Below are 24075 nucleotides of genomic sequence, written 5' to 3'. Positions count from 1 at the left end.
CGCCCTTCGGTTCGAGCCGTATCAGCAGTTGGTCGACATCTTCACGCGCAACGACCTGGTCTATCTGATGCGCCACGGGCCGACGGATTGGTCCAAACTCGATGAGCCGAACGTCGCGCCCACCGATTGCGCCAACCAGCGGATTATGTCGCCGGAAGGTCGCGCAAACATGGTGGATATGGGCGCGCTGCTGGCCTCCAACGACATCGTGCCCGCGCGGATCGTCGTCAGCGAATGGTGCCGAAACCAGCAGACGCTGGAAAGCCTGTTGCAGGGCATGGCCGAGGTCGATCCATCCATTCCGGCCGCAATGCCGGTGGAAACGACGCCCGACCTGAACCTGCTTCTGTCGCTGCAGGGATCGCCCGATGTAACGCCGCTTCGCGACCGGATTTCGGCGTGGCAGGGCGATCCGGAGCGTGACGGCCCGCTGCTGATCGTGTCGCATTACACCAACATCGAAGAATTGACGCAGTTTCGCGTGTTCGAGGGCGAGATTCTGGTTCTGGACCCAAAACGCGACAATCTGGTGCTGGGGTACCTGCGCCTGAAATCCGCCGCCCCCGACGTGGGCCATTTCGCAGATGCGCTGGCCTCGCCCCTGCTCGACGAGGAGCGGGCCTTCGATATGGTCGAGCGGTACTACTCGGCGCTGAACGCGCGCGACGACGACCTGTTCGAAGGCCTTCTGGGGGAGCGATGGTTCGTGCACGGGGAATCGCCGTCGCGCACGTCCCGCGATGTCGAAAGCTATCTGATGGAAATCGACACCTATGTCGCGGGCATCCCGGATATTCAGTTCGCCATCGACAGTCTTCATTTCGCCGACGATGTCGTCACCGTGATCGGAACCCTGACGGGCACCCACACGGGGGAGGTGTTCGGCTATCCTGCCACGGGGCGGCAGGTCGAATTCAGCGCCATCGCCGTGCACCGCCTGGAGGGTGGGTCCATCGTCGAATCCTGGCAGATGCCCGACCGCCTCACACTGCTCGAACAGGTGCGGTAACGCGCGACCCTCGGGGCGGTCTTTGCAACAGGTCGGTCGGACTTGTGGGCCTGCGGCACGGTCTCGGCGAAGTGCCGCCGGTCCGGGTCATCGGCAGGTCCGCCCTTTGCTGCGGTCGGGTTTTGCCGACAGGGCGAAGGCTGATCCGTGCGGTCCCGCGCATAGGCATATCGCTTTTACGGCGGGGCATTGGACAGGGTCGGGCGCAGGGGTGCAGACGATCCATGTTGGCAGCAGGAAATGCCTGACCGAACGCGCCGCAACACGGCCTTCGAGAGCCCCCCAAAAACCGCCCTTGTCATATCCGACATTTTTTGTCAGGATTTGATGGAAACCTAGCCAGCCGCCGCGACTCATCGCCCGGTCAGCCCGGACCGCAGTCCTTGAACGAAGGTTCGGGGCATCGCCTGGAGGGTAGGATGAGATCGGCAGAAATTGATATTGCGGCACTCTCGCTGACTGAAACGGTGGGTCCGTCGTACGCCCGTTTGGTCCCAATCGTAATCATATGCGAAGCGCGGCTCGACGGCCACGCGCAGGCGGGGCTTTGAACATGTCCGACCCTGCGTCGACCCTTCGGAACAATGAGCCTGTCTACCGGGCTGAAGAGCTGCTGAATGGCGGCACGACCGCCCGGATTGCCCTTGGGGACCAAGTCTATGTCCTGCGCCTGACGCGCGCGGGCAAGCTGATCCTGACCAAATGACCTGGCACGATCCCGTCCTTCCCCCTGACCCCTATCGCCTGACCCGCGGGGGTGCGCCCGTCGCGGATCTGCGCACGCTCGACGGGTTTCAGGCGCTGAGCGTCATGTTGTTCCGCGATTGGTTCGACGGCGACGAAGGCCGCGCGCGCGTCGCACACGCCTTCGAGACGGCGCTCGACGGACAAGCCGGCACCGCCGCGCTGACCGCGTGGGAAGAGATGATGGACGTCCTGTCGCACGGCGTGCGCCGCCCCCTGATGCGCCACGATCTGACCTGTCGCTGCGTCGGCGCGGACGAGGCAATCGTCGCGCAGATCCTGACACTCGCCGCGCGCGCAGAGCGGGAGGACGCGATGCTGATCTTGTCGCTGCTGGTGCCCGCAGAGCGTCTGCTGCCGGCGACCCATATCGCCCAACGCGCCGGACTTGCGGTGATGCGCATCGACCTGCGCACCCGGCGTCGGCGGCGCGGACCGGCGAAAACGCCCGATAGACTTCACTGACACGAGAGAGAAATGACGATGAAACTGCTTACGACGACCGCCTGCTGCGCCTGTCTTGCCACGCCCGTCCTGGCGGACGATCATGCCTTCGTCCTGGCCACCTATGCCGATATCGCGGCGGCGGCCTATGGCGACAGTCTGACGACGGCGCAGATGTTGCAAAGCGCAGTCGACGATTTCATCGCCGTCCCGACCGCCGAGGGGTTGGAGACCGCCAAGGCCGCGTGGCTGTCCGCGCGCGTCCCCTATCAGCAGACGGAGGTTTATCGCTTCGGCAACCCGATCGTCGATGACTGGGAGGGCAAGGTGAACGCCTGGCCGTTGGACGAAGGTCTGATCGACTACGTCAGTGCCGAAGGCTCCGCGCCCGTGGAGAGCTATACCGAAAATCCCGCCGCCGGTCTGAACGTCATCGCCAATCCGATCTTCACCCTTTCTGGCGGCAAGATCGATGCGACCGAGATCACGCCCGCCCTGCTGCGCGACACGATCCACGAGGCGGGGGGCGCGGAGGCCAATGTCGCCACCGGCTATCACGCGATCGAGTTCCTGCTTTGGGGTCAGGACATCGGCGCTTACGATGCGAGCGCCGGGCAGCGGCCCTGGACGGATTATGCTGCCGACGACGCCTGCACGAACGGCAACTGCGACCGGCGCGCGGCCTATCTGAAGGCGGCGACCGATCTGCTTGTCGGCGATCTGGAGTTCATGGCCGCGGCCTGGGTCGACGGCGGCGACGCGCGGGCCTCGGTCATGGCGGACGATGACGGCGTGCAACGCATCCTGACGGGAATGGGCAGCCTGTCCTACGGCGAACAGGCGGGCGAGAGGATGCAGTTGGGCCTGCTCCTCAATGATCCGGAGGAAGAGCATTCGTGCTTTTCGGACAATACGCACAACGACCATTTCTATGACGCGCTGGGTATCCGCAACGTCTACAACGGGGCCTACGTCGGCATCGACGGCGCGGTGACGTCGGGCGCATCGCTGCGCGACCTCGTCGCGGCTGCCGACCCGTCGGTGGCGGACTCGCTGGGTGCCGCACTCGACCGGACGCAGATCGACATGACGAACCTGAAAGTCGCGGCCGAGGGCGGGCTGAAGTACGACATGATGCTCGATCCTGCGAACGACGCGGGCGGCGCTTTGGTCCAGGCGGCGATCGACGGCCTTGTCGCGCAGACGCGCCAGATCGAGCGCGCCGCCGCCGCCCTGGGCGTGGCCGAGGTGGCCATCGAAGGGTCCGACAGCCTGGACGACCCCGACGCCGTATTTGAATGACCCGGCACTTTCGACCGGTTGCTGATGCGGCGCTGCGCGGACCGGATCCATCCCCCCGCGGTGTGCTTGCGGCTTCGCCGAATTGTCGCGCGGCGTCGGCTCCGATCCGTGACCTACCCGGTCGGAGGATGTATGAGGTGATTGGATCTCTTTGCGCGATCGTCCTGACCCTTGCCTTGGTGGCCATCGGCGGTGTCGCGACTGCACAGGGGACCGGCGAGCCGCACCTGACCATCCTTCCGCGCACGCCGGTCGAAGCCGCGCGCGTCGCGAAGATCCGCGCGGCCCCCACCACCTTCGAGACGCCGGAGCGGTTCGAGGCGAACCAGGGCGGCGCGGGCACCGTCCGTCGTCGAAACGATGCCGAGGCGTTCAGCCTGCCGCAACAGAATCTGGACTTCAGGCAGCAGGGGGATTTCGCCGTCGGCAACGGTTTGTTCGATCGGCCTTGGGTCACTGCGCCCGCCTCGACCATCGCATCGGACGGGTTGGGACCGATGTTCAATGCGCGGTCCTGTCAGGATTGCCACGTCAAGGACGGGCGCGGTCATGCTCCGCTCGATGCGGACAACGGGGCGCTTTCACTGGTGGTGCGTCTAGGCCGGCCTGTCGTGCCGGATGAGGAGCTTGCCCGCTATCTCCGGTCCGGCCCGGACCCGGTCTATGGTCATCAATTCTCGGATGCGTCGATCGCGGGCGTCGCAGCCGAGGGACGAGTGGCCGTCGACTGGCAGGACGGCGAAAAGATCACCCTTCCCGGCGGTGAGGGTGTCACGTTGCGTCGCCCGGAATGGACGTTGACCGATCTCGCCTACGGCGACCTGGCCCACGGCACCGCGATCAGCCCCCGTGTCGCGCCGCAGATGATCGGGCTGGGCCTGATCGAGGCGATCCCGGCGGCGGATATCATCGCGGGGGCCGACCCCGATGACGCAGATGGCGATGGAATTTCGGGCCGGGCTCACATCATCTGGTCGCCGGAACACGATATCGCCATGCTGGGCCGTTTCGGCGTGCGCGCCACGACGCCGACTTTGCGACAGCAGGCGGCGGACGCGTTCAATACGGACATCGGTATCTCCTCCCCCCTGCGCCCCGACGCCGCCGGCGACTGCACCGATCCTCAGACCATTTGCCGGACCGCGTTCGACGGTAACGACGTGCAGCAGGGCGGGACCGAAGTTTCGGGCGAAATGCTGGACCTCGTCACATTCTACAGTCGCAATCTCGGGGTGCCCCGTCGCGCGACGGTGAACGACCCGTCGGTCCTGCGCGGCAAGGCGCTGTTCCACGCGGCGCGGTGCAGCGCCTGTCACACGCCGAAGTTCGTCACCCACCGTCTGGCCGACCGGCCCGAACACAGTTTCCAGTTGATCTGGCCCTATTCGGATCTGCTGCTGCATGACATGGGGGCAGGGCTGGCCGATGACTTGCGGGCTGGGCAGGCGACCGGGGCCGAATGGCGCACGCCGCCGCTCTGGGGCATCGGATTGACGCAGCAGGTCTCGGGACATCGGCAGTTCCTGCACGATGGCCGTGCCCGGTCCCTGACCGAGGCGATCCTGTGGCACGGCGGCGAAGGACAAGCGTCTCGCGACGCTTTCGCGTCCTTCCCGCCGGCTGATCGGGCCGCCCTCATCGCGTTTCTGGAGTCGCTCTGAGGTCTCTCAAAACGGTCGCCGTTGCCATTGATGATCATTTTTTAGGCTGGGATCGGTTTGTCAGGGCGCATGGCCCACGCCGAATGGTCGTTGCGGGCCCTTCGCCGCCTCGCGCACGTCGCTGCGGGCGCCTGGGGATGTGCTGCGAATGGATACGGTACGGATTGGTGCGATCAAACGCACAAGGCGCTCGAAGACCCCTGTGAGCAAGGCGTCGCGTTACGATAACCTTACGGGTCTGCGATCCGAACCCCGCTGGCCGTCACCACTCGGCGGAGGTCCAAGCCCGATACTTCGCGGTGGCCGTTTTCATATCCGCCCAGAGCCATGTCATCCGATCACAAAACCAGAGCTTGGCAATTGTCGCCGCGTGCCATGCAGTAAGGGCAAGCCAGAAATCGCGCGTGAGGAAAGCTGCGACGACGATCAACAGGAAAAGTCCGGCCAGTGCGGACGTGACGTAAGCCGCTACCGCGTGATGGCGGGGGATTGGGACCTGGGCGCGGTTCAGGAAGGCCCGCTCCCCCAGGACGGCTTGGGTGGCCCATCCATCGGTATGCGTCGGTGCCGGAAACATGCGGGGATTGAGCCGCACCCACAGCGCCGCCAACAGGATCGCCGGGATGCCCCAATATCCGATCCAGAACGGGCTCCATAGCGCTGCGAAGACGAAGCTGCCTCCGACGATCCGGCTATATACGCTCCACGGGTTGGCATGCCTGGCCCATGTCGCCCGGTTCATGGACATCAGTCTTTCAGAGATATTGAAGATATCGAACGGCACCATCCGTCGATTGAACGCCGAGAGCAGTCGCGTGTCCAGAACGGTCCGACGCGGAGGTTCCGGTCGCCACATCGACGCAGGCGCATTGATCCAGGGTCGAGGTGCAGCCTTATTTTGTCTTGCGAAGGAGGTCGTATAATCTGGGCAAGCCGACGCCACGACCAAGCCGGTTCAGGCCAATTCGGCGTCCACCGGATCGGGCCCGGCGGCGTCGATGGCTTGCATCAACACGTCGGCATCCCCGATATGATTCATCAAAATCAGGATCAGACGCGCGTTCAGGGCCTGACTTTCCGCCTCGTCCAGGCCGTCATGGGCGGCAAGCAACCGCGCATAGACATCGTCGGATCGGGCCAGGTTCACGGACAGGATCAGGTCGGTCATGCCCCGCCTCCCCCAAGGGCCGCCCGAATGGCCGTGGTGACGGTCTTTGCATCGAAGGCGGGCCAGCGCGCGGCAATGTGGTGGTCGGGCCGGATCAGATAGACCGCGGCCCCGGCATCCCCCAGATATCGGTCGGCCAACGCGCCGCTTTCGTCATCTGCCGGACTCAACGCCACCAATTTGCAGCCGTCGACCGGCGCGGCCGGACCCCCGATCGCCAGGAGGGTGAAATCCGATCCGAACCGTTCCAGCAGATGACTGTCGCCCAACGATACATCGGACGCCGGGCTGCCGGGACGCGACCGTGAGGGGCCGTTCGGCAGACCGTCGGGTATGTTGAGGGCGGATCCATCATAGGTGCAGGGCGTCGACAGGCGACCCGAATTGACCATCGGTCGGGCGAAGTCATAACGCTCCACCAAGTCCAGCACCGCATCGCGGAACAAGGCATGGGCAGGCGTGCGGGGGGTCAGGAAATCGGCCGCCCGGCTTGAATTGGCGATGTTCTCCATCGCCGCCTGCTTGCGTTCGTCGTGATAGCTGTCGAGCAGGGACTCCGATGCCGCGCCGGACAGCACCGCCGACAGCTTCCATCCCAGATTGTCGGCGTCCTGCACGCCGCCGTTGGCCCCCCGCGCGCCGAAGGGCGACACCTGATGGGCGCTGTCGCCGGCAAAGAACACGCGACCGTGGCGGTAGCGGTCCATCGTGCAGCAGCGGAAGGTATAGATCGAGGACCAGACCAGATCGAACGGAACGTCCGCCCCGATCGTGGCGGCAACGCGAGCGCACACCTTGTCCGTCGCCATCTCGGCCTTGCGGTCGATGTCCCAGCCCAGTTGAAAATCCAGCCGCCAGACGTCGTCGGGCTGCTTGTGCATCAGGGCCGTCTCGCCGCGGTTGAACGGTGGATCGAACCAAAAACGACGCTCTACCGGATGATCTGCGTCCATGCGGATATCGGCGATCAGGAAATTGTCTTCAAAGACGCGCCCGCCGAAGTCGAGGCCCATCATCGTGCGGATCGGGGAATTCGCCCCGTCGCAGGCCACCAGATAGTCCGCCTCCAACCGATAGGGACCGTCGGGTGTGTCGACGGATACGGCGACGTGATCGGCGTGTTGCTCCAATCCCGTCACCGCGTTGCGGCCCCGGATTTCGACGGGGGCACCCACCGCCTGTTTGCGTCGGATTTCTTCGACCAGGAATTGCTCGAAATAAGGTTGTTGCAGGTTGATGAAGGCCGGCCGCTTGTGCCCCGTCTCGGGCAGCAGATCGAAGGCATAGATTTCCCGGTCATCGCGATAGACCCGGCCGACGTTCCAGACGACGCCCTTGTCCACCATGCGTTCACCGCAGCCCAGACGGTCGCAAATCTCCAGCGTGCGCTTGGCGAAACAGATTGCGCGGCTGCCCAATCCCACCCCGTCATGGTCGTCCAGCACCAGGCACGGCGTTCCGCGATTGCCCAGATCGAGCGCCAGCGCCATGCCGACGGGCCCGCCGCCGACGATGACGACGGGGTGGCGCAGGGGCGCGGCGGCCTCCTGCGCGGGGACCTTCTGGTAGGGATAAAGCCGGAAGGCAGTCTGGTATCTGACGGCGACCATCGGGGCTTCCTCTCGGATCAATCGGCGGGGACCGGCGCGGTGCCTACCCCTGCAGAGCGTCCCACATTTCCAGATCGCGCGCGGCGGTCCAGATGCGGGGGTGGGCGATGCCGCGGGCTTCGTCGTAGGCGCGGGCGACATTGAAGGGCAGGCAATGCTCGTAGATGGCGTAGTCGCGGAACTTCGGATCGCATTCCGCGCGCACCGCGTCCCACGCCTCCTTCAGCGATCCCCCCCGCGCCGCCACGCGTGCGGCGGGCGCATAGGTGCTGTCCACGAAGTCGCGGGTGCTGGCGATGGCGCGGGTCACGGCGTCCCGCCCGATCAGCGCGCCGCCCCGTCCTGGGGCGATGGCGTCCACGTCATAGGCCGCAATGGCGTCCAGCGTCGTGCCCCAGTCGCCGAAATACCCGTCGCCGCAGTAGCAGGCAGAATGGTCTTCGACGATGTCGCCGGTGAACATGACGCCCCCGTCGGGCACATGCACCACGGCGTCGCCCGCCGTATGGGCGCGACCCAGATGCATGATGTCGACGCGCCGTTTGCCCAGATAGACAGTCATGCGGTCGGTGAAGGTTGTGGTCGGCCACGTCAGGCCGGGGATGCTCTCGTATCCTTCGAACAGGCGGGGGAAGCGCTGGAACTCGCTGTCCCAATCTTCCTGCCCCCGTTCGGCCACCATGCCGCGCGCGGCGTCGGACATGATGATCTGATCCGCACCGTAGGCCGAGGCACCCAGCACGCGGACCGCGTGGTAATGGGTCAACACGACATGGCTGATGGGTTTGTCGGTGACCGATCGCACCCGCTCGATCACCTTTTCGGCCAGGCGCGGGGTCGCCTGCGCCTCGACCACCATGACGCTGTCGTCCCCGATGATGACGCCGGAATTGGGGTCGCCCTCGGCGGTGAACGCCCAAAGGTCCGGACCCACCTCGTCGAAGGTGATCTTCTTTTCGGTCAGGTCGCCTTGCGACGCGAAGGATTTGGCCATCGTCGGCTCCTTATTCGGGGTGTGTCGTGGCGGGCCGCACGGTGCCGGTGCAGGTCCCGAAGCCGACGCGGTAGCCGTCGCCCTGCGCGTGGCCGTGCAGGGTCAGGGTGTCGCCGTCCTCGATGAAGGTGCGGGTCTCTCCGGTGTCCAGCATGAACGGTTCCGTCCCGCCCCAGCTAAGCTCCAGCAGGCTGCCACATTCGTCCCTGTCGGGACCGGAAATCGTGCCCGACCCCAGCAAGTCGCCCGTCCGCATCGCGCACCCGGACGACGCGTGGTGCGCTAATTGCTGCGCCGAGGAATAGTACATGCGCGCGTAGTTGGTGCGTGCGACCGTCGTGGGCGCACCGCCCGGGGGGGCCATCGTGATCGACAGGTCGATATCATAAAGCATCGGCCCCGGTTCGTGCAGATGCGGCAACAACTCCCGCTCGCGCCCAGGGGTGGGTGTGCGGAACGGCTCCAACGCGGCGCGGGTCACGATCCAGGGGCTGATGGATGTGGCGAAGGCCTTGGCCTGGAACGGGCCAAGGGGCTGGTATTCCCAAGCCTGGATGTCGCGCGCCGACCAATCGTTCAGCAGGACATAACCGAAGATCATCGCGTCGGCCTGGGCCACGGTGACCGGCTGGCCCACCGGGTTGGAGCCGCCGATGACCGCGCCGATCTCCAGCTCGATATCGAGCCGTCTGGACGGGTCGAAGGACGGCAGATCCGCGTCGGGAGCCTTGGTCTGACCGTGGGGACGAATGATATCGGTGCCGCTGACCACTACGGTAGACGCGCGGCCGTTGTAACCGATCGGGATCGACAGCCAGTTCGGCGGAAGCGCGTTTTCGGCCCCGCGAAACATGGTACCAACGTTGGTGGCGTGGTGGCGACCGGCGTAGAAATCGGTGAATTCGGCCACCACGAAGGGCATGTGCAGCGTCGCATCCGCCTGTCGGGTCAACAAATCGGGCCGCGGCGTCGCGCCATCGGCCAGCAAGCCGGTCAGCGCAGCGCGAAGCGCGACCCAAGTGTCGGTGCCCGCGCCCATGACCGCGTTCCAGGATGGATGCGCAAACAGGTCGCCGTGCAGGCCCAGATCGGCCGCGCCCACGTCTAGGATCATGTCGCCGATGGCCACGCCGCAGCGGGGCGCGGTGTCTGCGGTCGAGAACACGCCGCAGGGCAGATTGTTCAGCGGGAAGGGGGTTTCTGCGGCATTCGCGCTGTCCACCCAGGAGCGTTTAAGCCGGGTCATCGCGCGCCCCTTGCGTTGGTGCGTGCCGGCGCTGGGATGGCAAAACGGGCACCACGGGATCGCGATATCCGGCGCAAGACGCCCAAGTCGGGGGAGGCGTTCACGGCGGACATCAGCGCTGCGGCAACCGACGATCCCAGCGGGTCAAAACCGGCAGCCCCCCGGCAAGAAGCGATCGAACGCTGGCGGCCCCGCTGCATCATTTGCGACCCGGTGTGCCGTCGAATTTCTTTTCCAGCGACGTCCAGCAGTCGATGTAGTCGTCCTGCAACGGCGCCTCTTTGCCCGCGAATTCCGTCAGGTGCTGCGGAAAGCGCGTCTCGAACATGAACGACATCGTATCGGCCAGCTTTTCGGGGCCGAGGTCGGCGTTCGATGCCCCTTCGAACGCGGTCTTGTCGGGGCCGTGGGGCAGCATCATGTTGTGCAGCGACACGCCGCCCGGAACGAACCCCTGAGGCTTGGCGTCGTACTGGCCGAAGATATTGCCCATCAGCTCTGACATGATGTTCTTGTGATACCAGGGCGGGCGGAACGTGTCCTCCGCCACCATCCAGCGGTCGCGGAACAGAACGAAATCGATGTTGGCGGTGCCCGGATGCGCGGAAGGTGCCGTCAGGACGGTGAAGATCGACGGATCGGGATGATCGAACAGGATCGCACCGACCGGGCAATAGGTCCGCAGGTCGTATTTGTAGGGCGCGTAATTTCCGTGCCAGGCGACCACGTCCAGGGGGCTTTGGCCGATGTCGGTAACGTGGAACTGACCGCACCATTTGATCGTGACGGTCGATGGCACCTCCCGATCCTCGAAGGCGGCGACGGGTGCCTTGAAGTCGCGCGGGTTGGCCATGCAGTTGGCGCCGATGGGTCCACGGGCCGGAAGATCGAATTTCGCGCCGTAGTTTTCGCACACGAAGCCTCGGCACGGTCCCTCCAACACCTCCACGCGGTACACCAGGCCGCGCGGTAGGATCGCGATCTCCTGCGGTTCCACGTCGATCACGCCCAGTTCGGTACAGAACCGCAAACGGCCGTCCTGAGGCACCACCAGCATCTCGGAATCGGCAGAGTAGAAATAGGCGTCGATCATGCTGTCGGTCACCAGATACACATGGGTCGCCATGCCCACCTGCGTGTTTACATCGCCGGCGGTCGTCATCGTATGCATCCCCGTCAGCCAGGTCAGGCCATCGCCGTGGGGCAACGGATCCCAGCGGTACTGGCCCAGAGAGGTGACGCCCGGCACCACATTGGGCGCGGATTTCCAGTAGGGCAGGTCGACGGGCACATAGCGGTGCGAATGCTTGACCGAAGGGCGGATGCGATAACACCAGGTCCGCTCAGGGCGCACATCGGTAAAGGCGGTGCCCGACAGCTGTTCGCCGTAGAGACCGTAGGCGCATTTCTGCGGGGAGTTCCTGCCTTGGGGCAGGGCACCGGGCAGGGCCTCCGTCTCGAAATCGTTGCCGAAGCCGGGCATATAGCCCGCGTGCGGACCGGTCCCCCCGGGGGCCTGCGTCAGGGCGTTTGGCCCGGTCATCTCATTCATGGTCACGCTCCGGTCTGGTCCTCCCTCGACGCTATTGGTTGTTTTTGTAACCATCAACGGTAGTCTGAATTTATGACCCAACCCGTCCCCTTCCACTTACGTGACTTTACTCCTTATCTGTTGAACCGCGCGGCCGAGACGACGAGCCTCGATTTCCAGGCCCACTACAAAAGCCGCTATGGAATGCTGCGGACGGAATGGCGGGTTCTGTTTCATTTGGGGCGGTACGGCCCGCTGACCGCGAAGGCGATCTGCGACCGCGCTGGCATCCACAAGACCAAGACCAGCCGTGCCGTGACCGCGTTGGAGGCGCGGCGTTTCGTAACCCGCCGGACGGTCGAAGCGGATCGTCGCCATACCCTGCTGACCCTGACCCGCGCCGGAGCGGCGGTCTTCGACGATCTGTCGGCGGCCGCCGAACGCTACAACGCGCAGCTAATGGCGCAGTTCACCAAGGAGGAGGCGGCGACGCTGCGGCGCGTTCTGCTCCGGATGGCGGCGATGGATGCCGGCGACTAGGGCGCGAAGGTCCCGCGCGGGCCAGTCTTCGAAGACGGCGGAGTTTGATCGGCCAATTCGGCGTCGTGAACATGGCAGTGGAAGACTGCCTTGGACGTTTCTGGCTTCGGCGTCGCGCAGATCGGTCCGGATCGATCTCGTGCGGTTGTCCGTGTCCAACCGCGGCTTTCCATCCCAATAGGTATCCATCACTGTGCGGTCATCCGGGCGGCGATCGGCGGGGGCAGGTTCGTTTCGACGGCCAGGTTACGTCGTTTCCCCACGCGCGCCAGAGGCGTCGCGGGGGTGGGGCACCCGGTTCTATCCGGCGCGGCATGGTGCCCCACGGTTGTCGCCGCTTTGCTCTGCCGGTGATCGTTCGGCGCGGGCGCGTCGACCTCTAGCGCGTCGCCGGGTACCGCCCTCAGACGCTATGGCCAGCCGCTGACCCGCCTGACGCTCGACCTATCGATTCAGATGCAGTGCTAAGCGCATATGAAACGAAGCTTTGCCAGCGTGCAGCTATTTGAAGTCCGTTCGGTGTTCAGAACTGCGATACTGCTTGGGACCGTCCAGATGTTCAAATACCGGTGCCGGTCGGAATGATCCTGCCGGGAGCAGGCCGGGCTCATGATTGGTCGGATCGCCTTTCGATCTGACCCCACTGTTGGCATTGATGCTCAGGAGGCTCGTGCCATGTCTGAAAGGAGGACGGCGTCAGGGCGCGTGAACAGTGCCAAGACAGCATGTGACCTGGGATTGGATAAGGGCCGAGTTATGGTCGACGCCTATAATCGGGACATCCCGTCGGCGGTGAATGATGCCGTGATCGCCGGCCATGTTCTCGATTCAAAAGGTGTCGGTTGCCGGATAGTTTGACGTCCCGCCAAGAGGTATCGGTGTTGATGCCCGATACGCCCGAAGGCTTCCCTGCTGGGTGGAACGCAGACCCCGGAATGGCATGACCTGCCGCCTGCGGATCGGCAGGGGGCGGATCGCAGGTGCTGGAACCGTCGTCGATCGTCGCTTGGGCCGATCGCAATAGCGGGGGCCGATCGTTGGCTGGCCCGCTGTCAGACCTAGTCGATCTGCACTGAAGGGAGGTCGTTTAGGGCCTGGCCGGTCAATTCGACTTGCGTGTTTCCTTCGAAGTTCAGCACGAGGGCGTGGTCCGTCTCGATCGCGTCGAATAGGTCGAGGGCCTGAATCCTCAGCACAACCGACGCGACATCGAAACCGCCAATCACTTCCCAGCGGGCAAAGATCACGAAGACGAATTAATAGCCGACGGCATCGCCGGAGAGCCCATCCGCGCCGCGCCCGCCGTCCAAAACGTAGTCCCCCGCCGACCCCGGCAAGGAAATCGCTATCCGCCGCCCCGCTCAGCGCGCCGTCGCCGTCGTAGCCCGCCGCGAGCGTATCGTAGATGATGACGTGCCAGTCGGTGTTCCAGAACTCGACCCGGAGATTGCCCTCCCAATTGCTGTTCTCGTCTAGGACGTAGTCCGGCGGGGAGGTGGCCCAGCTGTAGTGCCAATAGTTAAGGTAACTCGCGGCCCTGCCGATGGTCGTATAGGCTTGAAGAAGCTTGTCCTGCGCCGTCTGCAGATCGGCGATCTGTTCGGTCGTCAGGGCGCGATGGTCGGGGTCGACGACCGCGCCCAAAAAACCGGCGTCCGAGAGAGACGCGTCGGCATTCTGAAACTGTTAAAGATAGGGAAAGGTCACTGAGAATCCTCGGTTCGGGTTGCGACGGTTCTTCGACCCCGACGCAAGGATGCTCGACGATATCGGCATCCTACGCCCAGTCGGTTTCCAGCGCGATATCGACCAGATCCGACGCGTGACGTGTTGCAGTCAGCCCAGGGCCGAGGATCGGGGCGAACCCCCGGTTGAGTGCCAGGCCAAGGGCGGCAGGCCATGGTCGGTGCGGACGTCATCCTTGCGCTGGAACGGGTCGAACAATCTGTCCATGTCGTCCGGATCAAGGTCCGGCGCGGGGTGGTGATCTTCAGACGGAAAGCGCCGCCGATCGCATCGTAGGACACCAAGATCGGCGCGCGTGCGCAGTTTGCGCGCGGCATCGACGCTGAGGCGTCGCCCTACCGAGAAGGCATCGGCCAGGCGGGTCAGCAGATCGTTCAAACGCTCGGCAATGGGGCGCAACTCCAGGGGCCATCGACGGCAAAGGGCCGGTTTTAGGTGAGCTTTTGGATCTAGGCGGCGCGGTGGGCCAGATCGCTGAGCGGGCGCAACCCGCCCTGAGTCGCCGCAAAGACGGCATCCGCCGCGGCGATGGCCGATGCCGCCGCGATCAGCGCTATCGACAGTGCCAGAACGCGCAGCCGTTGCTGCGGCGGGGTCGGTCGACCGCGACGATGAGATTGATCTGCGTCTCGCGGACATCGAGTGGCGTTTTGATGTCGGTCTCCAGCGGATCCCTGCCCCAGCTGGTCGACACGACTTGCGCGACGACGACTGCCTCAGCACCGTTCGGTGCCAGGCCTGCGGCGAAGGTCGACCCGGACGCGGTCGTTCCGGGCAGGACGGGGGCGTGCGGTCCGGGACATCGAGGCCGATGGAGTGTTCGATCAAGGCATTGCCGGGACCGCTCCGCACGGTAAAACCGCGATCCCCGCCCGACCGCGAACCCGGTCATCACGGAAGGGTTGAATTCCAAGTAGATATCGCCGTGCCCCCATACCTCGACCGTATTCGCCGCCGCGTGAAATTGGTCCAGGACGGTACGGTCGAAATCCTCGATCAGCATGTGCTGCACGACCGGATAGGCAAATCCGCAGAACAGCACCGTGACCCCGAGAACGGCAACCGCAACCGAAGCGCTCATGTGCCGGCTCATGGATGTTACGGCATCCGCAACCTATGAGTCCTCGTCCGGCGGGTTGATCACCATGCGCAGGATCAAGATTGCCGCATCTACGACGTTGCTGGTCAGCTCCACGTGGGCATCGTAAATCGTCGCCTCGTTCTCGGCCCGGCCGACGACGGTTCCGGCCTTGAGGACGAGAAAGTCCAGCAAGGCGTATTCCTGCCGCGACACGCAGACCCGTCACCCTGTCGTCGACCGTATCGCGCGCCGCTGGCAACGGAACTGGCGTGTCGACGCCGTTTCGGCGAAGCTCGGCAAGGGCGTCGAGACCGCCCAGCTTTGGGCAGCGCAAGATCGAAGATCACGACGTCGTGGCCACTTTCTCCGGCGCGCCACAGCCCGTCCTCGCCACCCGCCGGAACCTCTGACACGTAGTCTTCGCCCAACAGGGCTTGGGCAAGGCGGTCACGCAGGATCTAGCAGCCCTCGATGAAGAGAACGGTCATGCGGCTCTGACCTCTTCGATTTTGGCGTTGTCGGGCCCGGCTGGCCAGTACGTCCGAAGGTTTCATCCTGCGGTTCGTGGCAGGGCCATCCCCGGCAATTCGGGCAGTGGGTGATGAAACGGGCGAAAATGGTCACTCTGCTCCGGCAGCCCGGTTCGCAAAAGCAGGCTCGCGCCGGATCACGCCTGATCGGAAGGCATTGAATTTGTTGCAGAACGACGTGGATCAGGGGGCAGATCGAGGCACAGGCAATTCCTCGATGATCGGAAAGACGGGCTGTGCGCGGAGGAGCAGTCTTGTCCAAAGCTACCGATCCGGAACTGGACCAGGGTAGGGTCTGTCCCGATGACATACGCAAAGTGTTTATCGATTGGCCGATCCGAGTTGCACCGTTTCTTAACGCCTTAGGGCTAGCCCGGTTGCGTCTCTTCCATCTGCGAGAATCGCCATGCTTCCGACCCGCGCCGCTACCGTTGTCGCCCTCGCCATCGCGTTCCATGCGGTTCCGGTTGCCGCCGATCAAGTCGTTCTGCGGGCCGATCCCTATTGTCCGTACAATTGCGAACCCGGATCGGACTCCCCCGGTTTCATGATCGAGATTGCCCGCGAGGCGCTGGCGATGCACGGTCACACCGTCGTCTATGAAAATGCGCCATGGGCGCGTGCCTTGGAGATGGCCCGGACCGGGGTGATCGCCGGTGCGGTGGGGGCGCTGCCCGAAGAGGCACCTGACTTGCTCTATGGTATCCCCATCGGCTCCTACTCCGAAGCGGTCGCTCTTCGGATCGGCGAAACCATCGATTCCGAAACCCCATCTACCTACGACGGGTGGCGCATCGGGATCATCGATGGATACGAGTATTACGGCCCGATCGCCGCCTACATCGAGGCGAATGCGGGCGATCGAACTGTTGTCCAATCCGCAGGCGGTGATCAGCCATTGGACACCAACCTTCGCAAGCTGCGCGCTCGCCGCATCGACATGGTCGCCGATGCGGAGGCGGTGCTGGCCTACAATCTTCTGCAAAACGGTCTGGAAGATGAGTTGACGATCGTGCGCATGTCCGATGCTGACGCGATCTACATCGGTTTTTCGCCCGCGAATCCGGCCTCCGCGACTTATCTCGAACACCTTGAGGACGGGGTAGCGACGCTGCGAAAAAGCGGGCGGCTGGCCGAGATCCTGTCACGCTACGGCGTCGCAGACTGGGCGGAGTGATGTCGGTGACCCGAGACGGCGTTGCATCTTGGTGGCAATCGGCGTCTTTCCAGACGCGACTTCTGGCACCTCTCCTCACGCTGCTCGCTATCCTCGTCGGGCTGGTCACCGCCATGTCCGTATTCAGCTTCGAGACCCGCGTCGAAGCGGAATTTCAGCATCGCCTGCGGTTCGCCGAAGATGTCGCGCGGCCCCCATTGGCCCAGGCTCTGTGGGACCTGTTTGAGCCTGCGGCAGAGGAAGTTCTCGACGGGCTGTCCAGTCTCGAAGGGTTTGTTTCCGCGCGGGTTCTGGACGCCAACGGCGGTGTTTTCGCAAGCATCGGTAATGAGGAACGACCTGATCCAACGATGCAGGTCACCTCATACCCCCTCATTTGGGAAGACGGCGAGCGTCTGGGCACGTTCGAACTTGTCGTCAGCCGCGAACAGTCGCGCGCCGCGGTCCTAGGTCATCGGATTAGGTCTGGCGGCCTTGCGGTGGCTATCTTCGCAGCTTTCGCTGTTGCCATCGTGGCGGTCGCGCGATCGATTGCCCGCCCCCTTATGGAATTGTCTGGACGGCTTCCGAGCCTGGGGCAGGTCGACGATCCGATCCCGCATCAAAACAGGGGCGACACGGTCGGCGATCTGGCCCGCGGTCTGTCGTCGTTCGGGAATACGCTGGTGGAGCGAGACCGGCTGCAGCGCGAAGAAGCGGCCGCGCGTACTGCGGCCGCCGCACGCGCGGCAGAGGCGCTAGAAAATCGCGCAAATCTGTCTGCCGTCGAAGCGCAGGCCGCCCAGGACGAAGCGGATCGACAACGCAAGGAGGTGCTGCGAGCAAGGTCGCTGGAACAGGAGCGTGAGGATTGGACCGCGGTTCTGGTTCAAGTGTCTTCAACCCTGACCGTCGCGCTGGGCGCCTTGTCGAAAGGACAACTCGATGCAAGGATCGAAGCCCCATTTCCGGAGGAATATGAGCCGCTCCGGCTGGCGGTAAACGCGGCAATCGCACAGCTCGCCGTGACGGTCAGGCAGATTACCGCATCGACCGCTAATCTGGACGAGATGAGCGACCGGGTCCGGTCCGAAGCCGAAGCGCTCGCATCGCGCGCAGAGACCGACGCCACGAAGGCTGAGCTGAGCGCCGCGGCCCTTAGCTCGATTGCGGATCGCGTCTCCGAAACCGCCGCCATGACGCAAAGCGCCGAGGCGGAGATGGCGTCCGTTCGCAAGGCGTTGTCCTCGATGCGCGACCGGATGCGCGAGAGCACCGATGCGATGGCACGTATCGACGACGTCGCTCGGGCCATCGTGCAAATCGCGCAGACCAGTGACGGCGTGGCTCGTCAGACAAACCTTCTCGCGCTCAATGCAGCGGTCGAAGCGTCCCATGCCGGCGACATGGGACGGGGTTTCGCAGTCATTGCAGCCGAAGTCCGACAACTCGCCCAGCAATCCGCGGCCTCCGCAGCCGAAGTGCGCAGCCTGATCCACCAATGTCAGGACGCCGTCGGTGATGCCGTCAACGCGGCCTTGGCGGCGGACGACGCGCTTGGAGGTGTGGACCGAAGCATCGATGATGTCGGAGACGTCGTCGCCGAGATTGAAGCGGCTGGACGTCTCGACGCCGAAGCGGCGTCGACGCTTCAGGCGTCCGCCCGTGATCTCGACGCCGCGATCGCCCAGAATGCCGAAACGGCATCGGCCTTGCGCGGGACAGTGGCCGGGCTGCGCCACACGGTCGGTTGCGTCGGACGCGCGGTCGAACGCTTCGAACTGCCGCAGAACAATTCTGGTCGTGCGGAGCCCTCGGCGGTGCCGGGCCCCGCAGACGTCGCGCTTCTGGAGCCGTCAACACGACACGCCAGGCGGGCCGGATAACCGAACACCGAAAACGGGCGGTCGGGCATGACCCGGAACAAACGATAGCCCCGACCCATCGCGAAGGAAGTCGAAATGAACCTCACCCGCCTGACATCCATGTCGAATGCCGATTTGTCCAAGCGTATCGCGTTGTCGCTCGTCGTCAGCTTCCTTCTTCTGACGACCACGGTCGGGATCACGATGGTGCTGATGGCATCGTCGGAAAACCACCAGGTGGCCGAGAAGACCCGCGCGCTCGTCCGAACGGCAATCGAAGGATATGAGGCAAGCCTGTCGCAATTTTCGGTCGATTATTTCAATTGGACGGCCGTTCTGGAGGCGACGGAGCGACGCGATGTGGAATGGCTTTATGAAAACGTCGGTGTCGCCGCGGATCTGACCGATTACGATCAGGACGCCATCGTCATTTCGACGCCCGAGGGCGAGGCGCTCTATGGTTGGACGACCGGCGGCGGCAGTGTCCCACGCACTGATATTTTTCCTGCTGCAGTCCTGTCGGATCTGTTCAAGCGGCTGGATGCGATCGATCCGAACTCCAAAGGTGTTGCCATTGCCTATGCGGAAATCGACCAATCGGTCTGGATGTTCGGCGCGACCCGAATGGCCCCGAACGAGGGACCGATCGGGATGTTGGACACTGCTATGAACCGGGGCGTTATCGCCTACAGAATGGACGACGACGCAATCGCCCCGATCGCCGAAATGGTTCTTGTCGAAGGCCTCAGCCTTACCACGACACCACCCCGCGACGTCGAAATGTACCCGCTTTTCGGTTCGGATGGCGATCCGGTTGCTTGGATGACATGGGACCGACCCGCACCGGGATCGGACAGCCTGCTTCGGGTTCTGCCTGCGATCATCGCGGTGCTTGGTCTTGTCGCCGCGATCAATTACGTGGCCGGGCGAACGGTCGCGGGCGGCGCGCGCAGGATCGAAAAGGCCCTTGTCGCCGCGCGCGCCGCGGACGTGGCCAAGGGCGAATTTCTGACAAATATGTCTCATGAGCTGCGCACCCCCATCAGCGGAATCGCGGGTGTGGCCGAGGTTCTGAGCCTTGAGGATTTGACGCCGGACCAGCAGGAAATGGTTCAGATTATTGCCGCGTCCGCCCACGCTCAGATGGCGTTGGTCGAGGGATTGATGAATATCTCGCGTCTGGAGGCGGATAGGGAGGAATTGGCCCACGCGCCATTCGATCCCGAGCGCGAGGTGCGGACGGTCGTTGGGCTCCTGCGCCCCACGGCCGCGGAGAAGGAAATCACGCTCTCTTACAGTGCGGAGAATGTCCCGATGCTCATGGGGGACGCCGGCGCGTTCCGGCAAATCGTCACCAATCTGATCGGAAATGCCGTCAAATTCACCGATACCGGCGGTGTCGATGTTTCGCTCGGTTTTACGATAACGGGTGATGCAGCGGCAGTTATCGTGACGATTGCGGATACGGGGCCCGGCATCCCCAAAGACCAGCGCAGCCGCATCTTCGAACGCTTTGCTCAGATCGATGGATCCAGCACACGTGCCAAGGGTGGAAGCGGTCTGGGCCTCGCCATTTCCCAGGGGCTGGCGGCGCTCATGGGCGGGACCATCCGAGTGGTCGAGCGACCGGGCCCCGGTTCCACCTTTGAGCTGCGCATGACTTGCGATCGGGCCGAAATGCCAATGGCCGCCTGAATGATTTGCTAAACATTACCGGAGATATACGAGATGAAAAACGATATCCTTGCCCTTGTGGCCGAGGACGATCCGACCCACCGCTTCGTGATCTGCTCGCTCCTGCGCAAGCTGGACATAGACACGCAGCGCGCCGTCGATGGCGAGGGAGCAGTCGAGATGGCTGCGGCTTTGACGCCGTCGATTGTCTTCATGGATTTCAATATGCCAAGTCTCGACGGGATCGAGGCGACACGTCGCATCAAAGCTGAGGCGCGGACGGCAAACATTCCGATCATCGTGGTTACCGCAGACACCACGCAGCGGACGCGGAAGGCCTGCCTGGACGCTGGTTGCGCCGCGGTCCTGGTCAAGCCCATGACCTTGGATCAGATGCGGGACATCGTCGCGACGCACGTCTGCTAGGCGGATCGACGCCCCCACTAGATCGGGACACGGACATGACTTTGCCCATGTGGCGACTGGATTGGGCAATCGCCATGTCAGTCGGGAAGACCGCTCGTAGCGGAATCTGTTACTCGCAATATTGCGCCGGCCGTCGCTATCATACGTCTTGGTGGGGGTCGGCTGGATGTCTTCGCAACGCGCGACCCCAACGCCATGGGGCGTCGCCCATAACGCGCTGGAACACGACGGAAAACATGCTGTCTACGTCGCTTCCGACCTCGGCCGCAGTCCGAGCGATCGAGGTTTTGCCGTCGCGCAACAGTTCGGCGGTGGGAAACCAGCGCTGGCCCATGGCGTGTTCGATCTGCGTCTGACCGCAAACATCCCTGACCCCCCCTGCCAAGATCGAAGGGAATGACCTCGGATGTGATACCAGGTTCTGCACCTGTATGGTCGGGCCTGATCTTGCCGCAGGGCAGTGACGGCAACGGAAAATTGGGTCTCGGAAAACGCTGCGAACCATTCGGTCATCTTTATTGGGGAGTTTTTGAGATAGGATTGGAGAGCTTCGACAAAGACGAAGCCGCAAGATGTACGACCGACTTTGCCGCTCCTGCATCGGCTGCGAAGGTCCTTGACGATCCGTTCCGGCGTTCATCTGATAGCACCTTTTTGCGCAACACGATGACCGACGGCGAAGCCCCGCCTGAGACATCTGGAATCTGATCTGGCCGCACAATCTGGCTTCAAATGGCTCTGCCACTTCGATGTGGATGCCGCCATGCCGCGTGGTGGAATAGATACCGTCCTTGCACCCCGCTGTCCGTGGGGATCGAGACCGAATGGTCCGCCGCTGCGAATGGCAGGGATCGGGGCGTCACGGACCAGCGCGTGCAGGACTGGTCGAGGTGGACCCGCACCCTACGTGCCCGACTGAATATCCCAACTCCGCGTCTCGCCCGTGATCCCGATCGATCACTCCGGCGGGGACGAGGACCGCCTACAGGAGACGTCCGCCATGAAAGACCACGCAGCAACCCAAGGGGCCTGCCCATTCCGGGGAACCCGCATCGGTGGGGCGCAGGGGTCGGAACCGTCGCTGGATCATTGGTGGCCGAACCGCCTGAAGGTCGAATTGCTCAATCAGGATCCGCCGCAGGCGAACCCGCTGGGGCGCGATTTCGACTACGCCGCCGCCGTCGAGGGGTTGGATCACGCGGCCCTTTGGGAAGACGTTCGCGCGTTTCTGCATCAACCCGTGGACTGGTGGCCGTCGGACTACGGCCATTACGGGCCGCAGATGAACCGTATGAGCTGGCATTCTGCCGGAACATACCGGATCGCGGACGGCCGTGGCGGATCAGCCGAAGGTCTGCAGCGGTTTGCGCCCATCGGATCGTGGTGGGACAATGGCAATACCGACAAATCGCGTCGCCTTCTGTTGCCGATCAAACTGAAATACGGCGCTGCGCTCAGCTGGGCCGATCTGATGATGCTTGCCGGCACCGTCGCGCTGGAGGACATGGGGCTGCCGATCCAGGGTTTCGCCTATGGCCGCGAAGATGCGTGGGAAGCAGATCGCGGTACCTATTGGGGCCCCGAAGGTTGGATGGGTAAGGCCCCGACCGAGGTGCCAGCCGACCCCAAAGCGGGTCGTCCAGATCAGATGGTAAATCGCGGGCTTCGCTGGCAGGGCGGGCCGAAGGACGAGTATTACGACCTGGAAAATCCGCTGGCCGCGTCCCACCAGTCGCTGATCTATGTCGATCCCGAAGGACCGGGCGGGAACGGTGACCCGATGGATGCCGCCCGCGATATCCGCGAGACGTTCGCCCGCATGGCCATGAACGACGAGGAGACCCTCGCCTTGGTCGCCGGGGGCCATGCCTTCGGTAAGTCCCACGGCGCGGTGCCAGCCGACAGGATCGGAGGGGCCCCGGAAATCGCGCCCATGTCGCAAGCGGGGCTTGGCTGGCACAACCCCGAGGGCACGGGCAACGCCGAGAACACGATGACGAACGGCATCGAGGGGTCTTGGACGCCGCATCCGACGCGGTGGGACAACGATTATCTGATCAACCTTTTCAAATACGAATGGGAGCAGACCCGGAGCCCGGCCGGCGCCTTGCAGTGGACGCCGGTCGACCCTGATGCCCCCAAAACGCGGGATGCGCATCTGGACGGGGTGGAGCATCCGCTGATGATGATGACCACCGATCTGGCCTTCAAGGTGGACCCCGAATACCGGAAGATCGGCGAGCGGTTCCTGGCGGATTTCGACTATTTCACCGAGGCCTTCTCCAAGGCCTGGCACAAGCTGATCCACCGCGACCTTGGCCCGACGTCGCGCTGGCTGGGCCCCAAGCTGGGCGGCACGTTCATCTGGCAGGACCCGGTGCCGGATGTCGATCACCCGCTGATCGACGACGCACAGATCGCGGATCTGAAGGTCCGCGTGCTGGAGACGGGGCTGTCACATGTCGATCTGATCGCGGTCGCCTGGGCTTCGGCCTCGACCTACCGCGACAGTGATAAGCGGGGCGGTGCGAACGGCGCGCGTGTCCGGCTGGCGCCGCAGAAGGGCTGGGCGGTGAACGACCCCGCGCGTCTGGACCGCGTGCTGGACGAACTGGACAAGGTGAAGGCCGGGTTTGACGCAGAGGGAGAGGCCAAGGTCTCCACCGCCGATCTCATCGTGCTTGCCGGGGGCGCGGGCATCGAAGCCGCCGCCCGGGCCGGGGGTCACGATGTCACCGTGCCGTTCGTCCCCGGTCGCACGGATGCCAGCGCCGAATGGACCGATGTCGAGAGCTTCGAATGGCTGCGTCCGGTGGTCGACGGGTTCCGCAATCATGTGGACGCCGCGGTCGGACTGCACGTCGCGCCCGAGCGTCTGTTTCTGGACAAGGCCGCTTTGCTGAAACTGACGGCTCCCGAATGGACGGCGCTGACGGGCGGTTTGCGCGTGCTGGATCAGAACGCAGGAGGGTCGAACCACGGTGTCTTCACCGCGCGGCGCGGCACGCTGTCCAACGATTTCTTCCGAGAGCTGGTCTCCCCCGATCTGGAATGGCGTCCGCAGAGCGAGGCCGAAGAAGCGTTCGATCTGGTCGATCGGGCCAGTGGGCAGACCAAGTGGCAGGCGACGCGTCTGGACCTGGTCTTCGGGGCCAATGCCGAGTTGCGCCAGATCGCCGAGCTCTATGCCGGGGCGGGCGGTGAGGAGATGATGATCCGCACCTTCGTCGCCGCGTGGCACAAGGTCATGATGCTCGACCGGTTCGACGTGGCGGACGCGCGCAAAGCCGCTCTCTCGGACTGCTGAGCGGCAGGTTAGGGCTGGACGGCCGCCGCCTGACCCGGGCG

The 24075-nt window shown here is 64.1% G+C and carries 23 protein-coding genes; 13 read left to right on the top strand and 10 right to left on the bottom strand.

Translation table 11 applies throughout. The annotated features are described in order from the left end of the window. From JDO7802_RS17315 to JDO7802_RS17300, 5 genes are all read left to right on the top strand, one after another. On the top strand, positions 1-1009 hold a 1009-nt coding region (locus JDO7802_RS17315), incomplete at its 5' end, for an ester cyclase (RefSeq protein ID WP_055087151.1). A gap of 553 nt (positions 1010-1562) precedes the next feature. Next, entirely contained in the window at positions 1563-1715 is a 153-nt protein-coding gene (gene hemP, locus JDO7802_RS17805) for a hemin uptake protein HemP (protein WP_083481273.1), read from the top strand. Then, on the top strand, positions 1712-2218 hold the full coding sequence (locus tag JDO7802_RS17310; protein ID WP_055087150.1) for a hypothetical protein: 507 nt from the start codon (positions 1712-1714) through the stop codon (positions 2216-2218). The genes hemP and JDO7802_RS17310 overlap by 4 nt, the downstream gene beginning before the upstream one ends. Positions 2219-2230: 12 nt before the next feature. Beyond that, positions 2231-3499 (top strand): imelysin family protein, encoded by a 1269-nt coding sequence (locus JDO7802_RS17305; protein WP_055087149.1) that lies wholly within the window; start codon positions 2231-2233, stop codon positions 3497-3499. A gap of 128 nt (positions 3500-3627) precedes the next feature. Beyond that, positions 3628-5160: a di-heme oxidoreductase family protein gene (locus JDO7802_RS17300; protein WP_055087148.1), complete on the top strand. Its 1533-nt coding sequence runs from the start codon at positions 3628-3630 to the stop codon at positions 5158-5160. A gap of 262 nt (positions 5161-5422) precedes the next feature. Here JDO7802_RS17300 and JDO7802_RS17295 read toward each other — a convergent pair whose 3' ends face one another. The 6 genes from JDO7802_RS17295 to hmgA form a co-directional block, all read right to left on the bottom strand. After that, positions 5423-5947, bottom strand: coding sequence for a DUF6653 family protein (locus JDO7802_RS17295; protein ID WP_055087147.1), 525 nt, complete (start codon positions 5945-5947; stop codon positions 5423-5425). Between the two features lie 168 nt (positions 5948-6115). After that, positions 6116-6328, bottom strand: a complete 213-nt coding sequence (locus JDO7802_RS17290; protein WP_055087146.1) for a DUF2783 domain-containing protein — start codon at positions 6326-6328, stop codon at positions 6116-6118. Beyond that, entirely contained in the window at positions 6325-7938 is a 1614-nt protein-coding gene (locus JDO7802_RS17285) for an FAD-dependent oxidoreductase (protein WP_055087145.1), read from the bottom strand. Before JDO7802_RS17285 ends, JDO7802_RS17290 begins: the two co-directional genes overlap by 4 nt. A 43-nt stretch (positions 7939-7981) precedes the next feature. Then, a complete protein-coding gene (locus tag JDO7802_RS17280; protein ID WP_055087144.1) occupies positions 7982-8932 on the bottom strand; it encodes an MBL fold metallo-hydrolase in 951 nt (316 codons plus the stop codon). A 10-nt stretch (positions 8933-8942) separates the two neighbouring features. Further along, positions 8943-10178 (bottom strand): fumarylacetoacetase, encoded by a 1236-nt coding sequence (gene fahA, locus JDO7802_RS17275; RefSeq protein ID WP_055087143.1) that lies wholly within the window; start codon positions 10176-10178, stop codon positions 8943-8945. A 199-nt stretch (positions 10179-10377) separates the two neighbouring features. Then, the gene (gene hmgA, locus JDO7802_RS17270) at positions 10378-11730 is read right to left on the bottom strand and encodes a homogentisate 1,2-dioxygenase (RefSeq protein ID WP_055087142.1); all 1353 of its coding nucleotides are present in this window, start codon (positions 11728-11730) and stop codon (positions 10378-10380) included. A 72-nt stretch (positions 11731-11802) separates the two neighbouring features. Between hmgA and JDO7802_RS17265 the strand changes: the two genes are divergently transcribed. After that, a complete protein-coding gene (locus JDO7802_RS17265; RefSeq protein ID WP_055087141.1) occupies positions 11803-12249 on the top strand; it encodes a MarR family winged helix-turn-helix transcriptional regulator in 447 nt (148 codons plus the stop codon). A 1058-nt stretch (positions 12250-13307) separates the two neighbouring features. On the opposite strand, the gene JDO7802_RS17260 is transcribed toward JDO7802_RS17265, so the two are convergent. After that, positions 13308-13496, bottom strand: a complete 189-nt coding sequence (locus tag JDO7802_RS17260; RefSeq protein WP_055087140.1) for a hypothetical protein — start codon at positions 13494-13496, stop codon at positions 13308-13310. 310 nt (positions 13497-13806) lie between these two features. Between JDO7802_RS17260 and JDO7802_RS18365 the strand changes: the two genes are divergently transcribed. Next, a complete protein-coding gene (locus tag JDO7802_RS18365; protein ID WP_187298174.1) occupies positions 13807-13959 on the top strand; it encodes a hypothetical protein in 153 nt (50 codons plus the stop codon). Between the two features lie 126 nt (positions 13960-14085). Here JDO7802_RS18365 and JDO7802_RS17255 read toward each other — a convergent pair whose 3' ends face one another. The 3 genes from JDO7802_RS17255 to JDO7802_RS17800 all read right to left on the bottom strand — a co-directional run bounded on the left by JDO7802_RS17255 (position 14086) and on the right by JDO7802_RS17800 (position 15289). Continuing rightward, positions 14086-14373: a hypothetical protein gene (locus JDO7802_RS17255; protein WP_144430672.1), complete on the bottom strand. Its 288-nt coding sequence runs from the start codon at positions 14371-14373 to the stop codon at positions 14086-14088. A 175-nt stretch (positions 14374-14548) separates the two neighbouring features. Continuing rightward, positions 14549-15076, bottom strand: coding sequence for a hypothetical protein (locus tag JDO7802_RS17250; protein ID WP_055087138.1), 528 nt, complete (start codon positions 15074-15076; stop codon positions 14549-14551). Between the two features lie 33 nt (positions 15077-15109). Next, the gene (locus JDO7802_RS17800) at positions 15110-15289 is read right to left on the bottom strand and encodes a winged helix-turn-helix domain-containing protein (protein ID WP_083481218.1); all 180 of its coding nucleotides are present in this window, start codon (positions 15287-15289) and stop codon (positions 15110-15112) included. A gap of 723 nt (positions 15290-16012) precedes the next feature. Here JDO7802_RS17800 and JDO7802_RS17245 point away from each other — a divergent pair. The 6 genes from JDO7802_RS17245 to katG all read left to right on the top strand — a co-directional run bounded on the left by JDO7802_RS17245 (position 16013) and on the right by katG (position 24034). After that, positions 16013-16783 (top strand): substrate-binding periplasmic protein, encoded by a 771-nt coding sequence (locus JDO7802_RS17245; RefSeq protein WP_055087137.1) that lies wholly within the window; start codon positions 16013-16015, stop codon positions 16781-16783. Then, complete coding sequence (locus JDO7802_RS17240; protein WP_055087136.1) at positions 16783-18648, top strand: methyl-accepting chemotaxis protein; 1866 nt, start codon at positions 16783-16785, stop codon at positions 18646-18648. The genes JDO7802_RS17245 and JDO7802_RS17240 overlap by 1 nt, the downstream gene beginning before the upstream one ends. A 75-nt stretch (positions 18649-18723) precedes the next feature. Continuing rightward, positions 18724-20322, top strand: coding sequence for a sensor histidine kinase (locus tag JDO7802_RS17235; RefSeq protein ID WP_055087135.1), 1599 nt, complete (start codon positions 18724-18726; stop codon positions 20320-20322). 33 nt (positions 20323-20355) lie between these two features. After that, positions 20356-20727, top strand: a complete 372-nt coding sequence (locus JDO7802_RS17230) for a response regulator (RefSeq protein WP_055087134.1) — start codon at positions 20356-20358, stop codon at positions 20725-20727. 396 nt (positions 20728-21123) lie between these two features. Beyond that, positions 21124-21435, top strand: coding sequence for a hypothetical protein (locus JDO7802_RS18105; RefSeq protein WP_144430671.1), 312 nt, complete (start codon positions 21124-21126; stop codon positions 21433-21435). 292 nt (positions 21436-21727) lie between these two features. Beyond that, entirely contained in the window at positions 21728-24034 is a 2307-nt protein-coding gene (katG, locus tag JDO7802_RS17225) for a catalase/peroxidase HPI (RefSeq protein ID WP_055087133.1), read from the top strand. Positions 24035-24075: the final 41 nt, after the last annotated feature.

The organism is Jannaschia donghaensis (assembly GCF_001403795.1).
GTDB lineage: Bacteria > Pseudomonadota > Alphaproteobacteria > Rhodobacterales > Rhodobacteraceae > Jannaschia > Jannaschia donghaensis.
The sequence above is the reverse complement of the archived record's forward strand: the minus strand, read 5'-3'. Positions and strand labels throughout refer to the sequence as shown.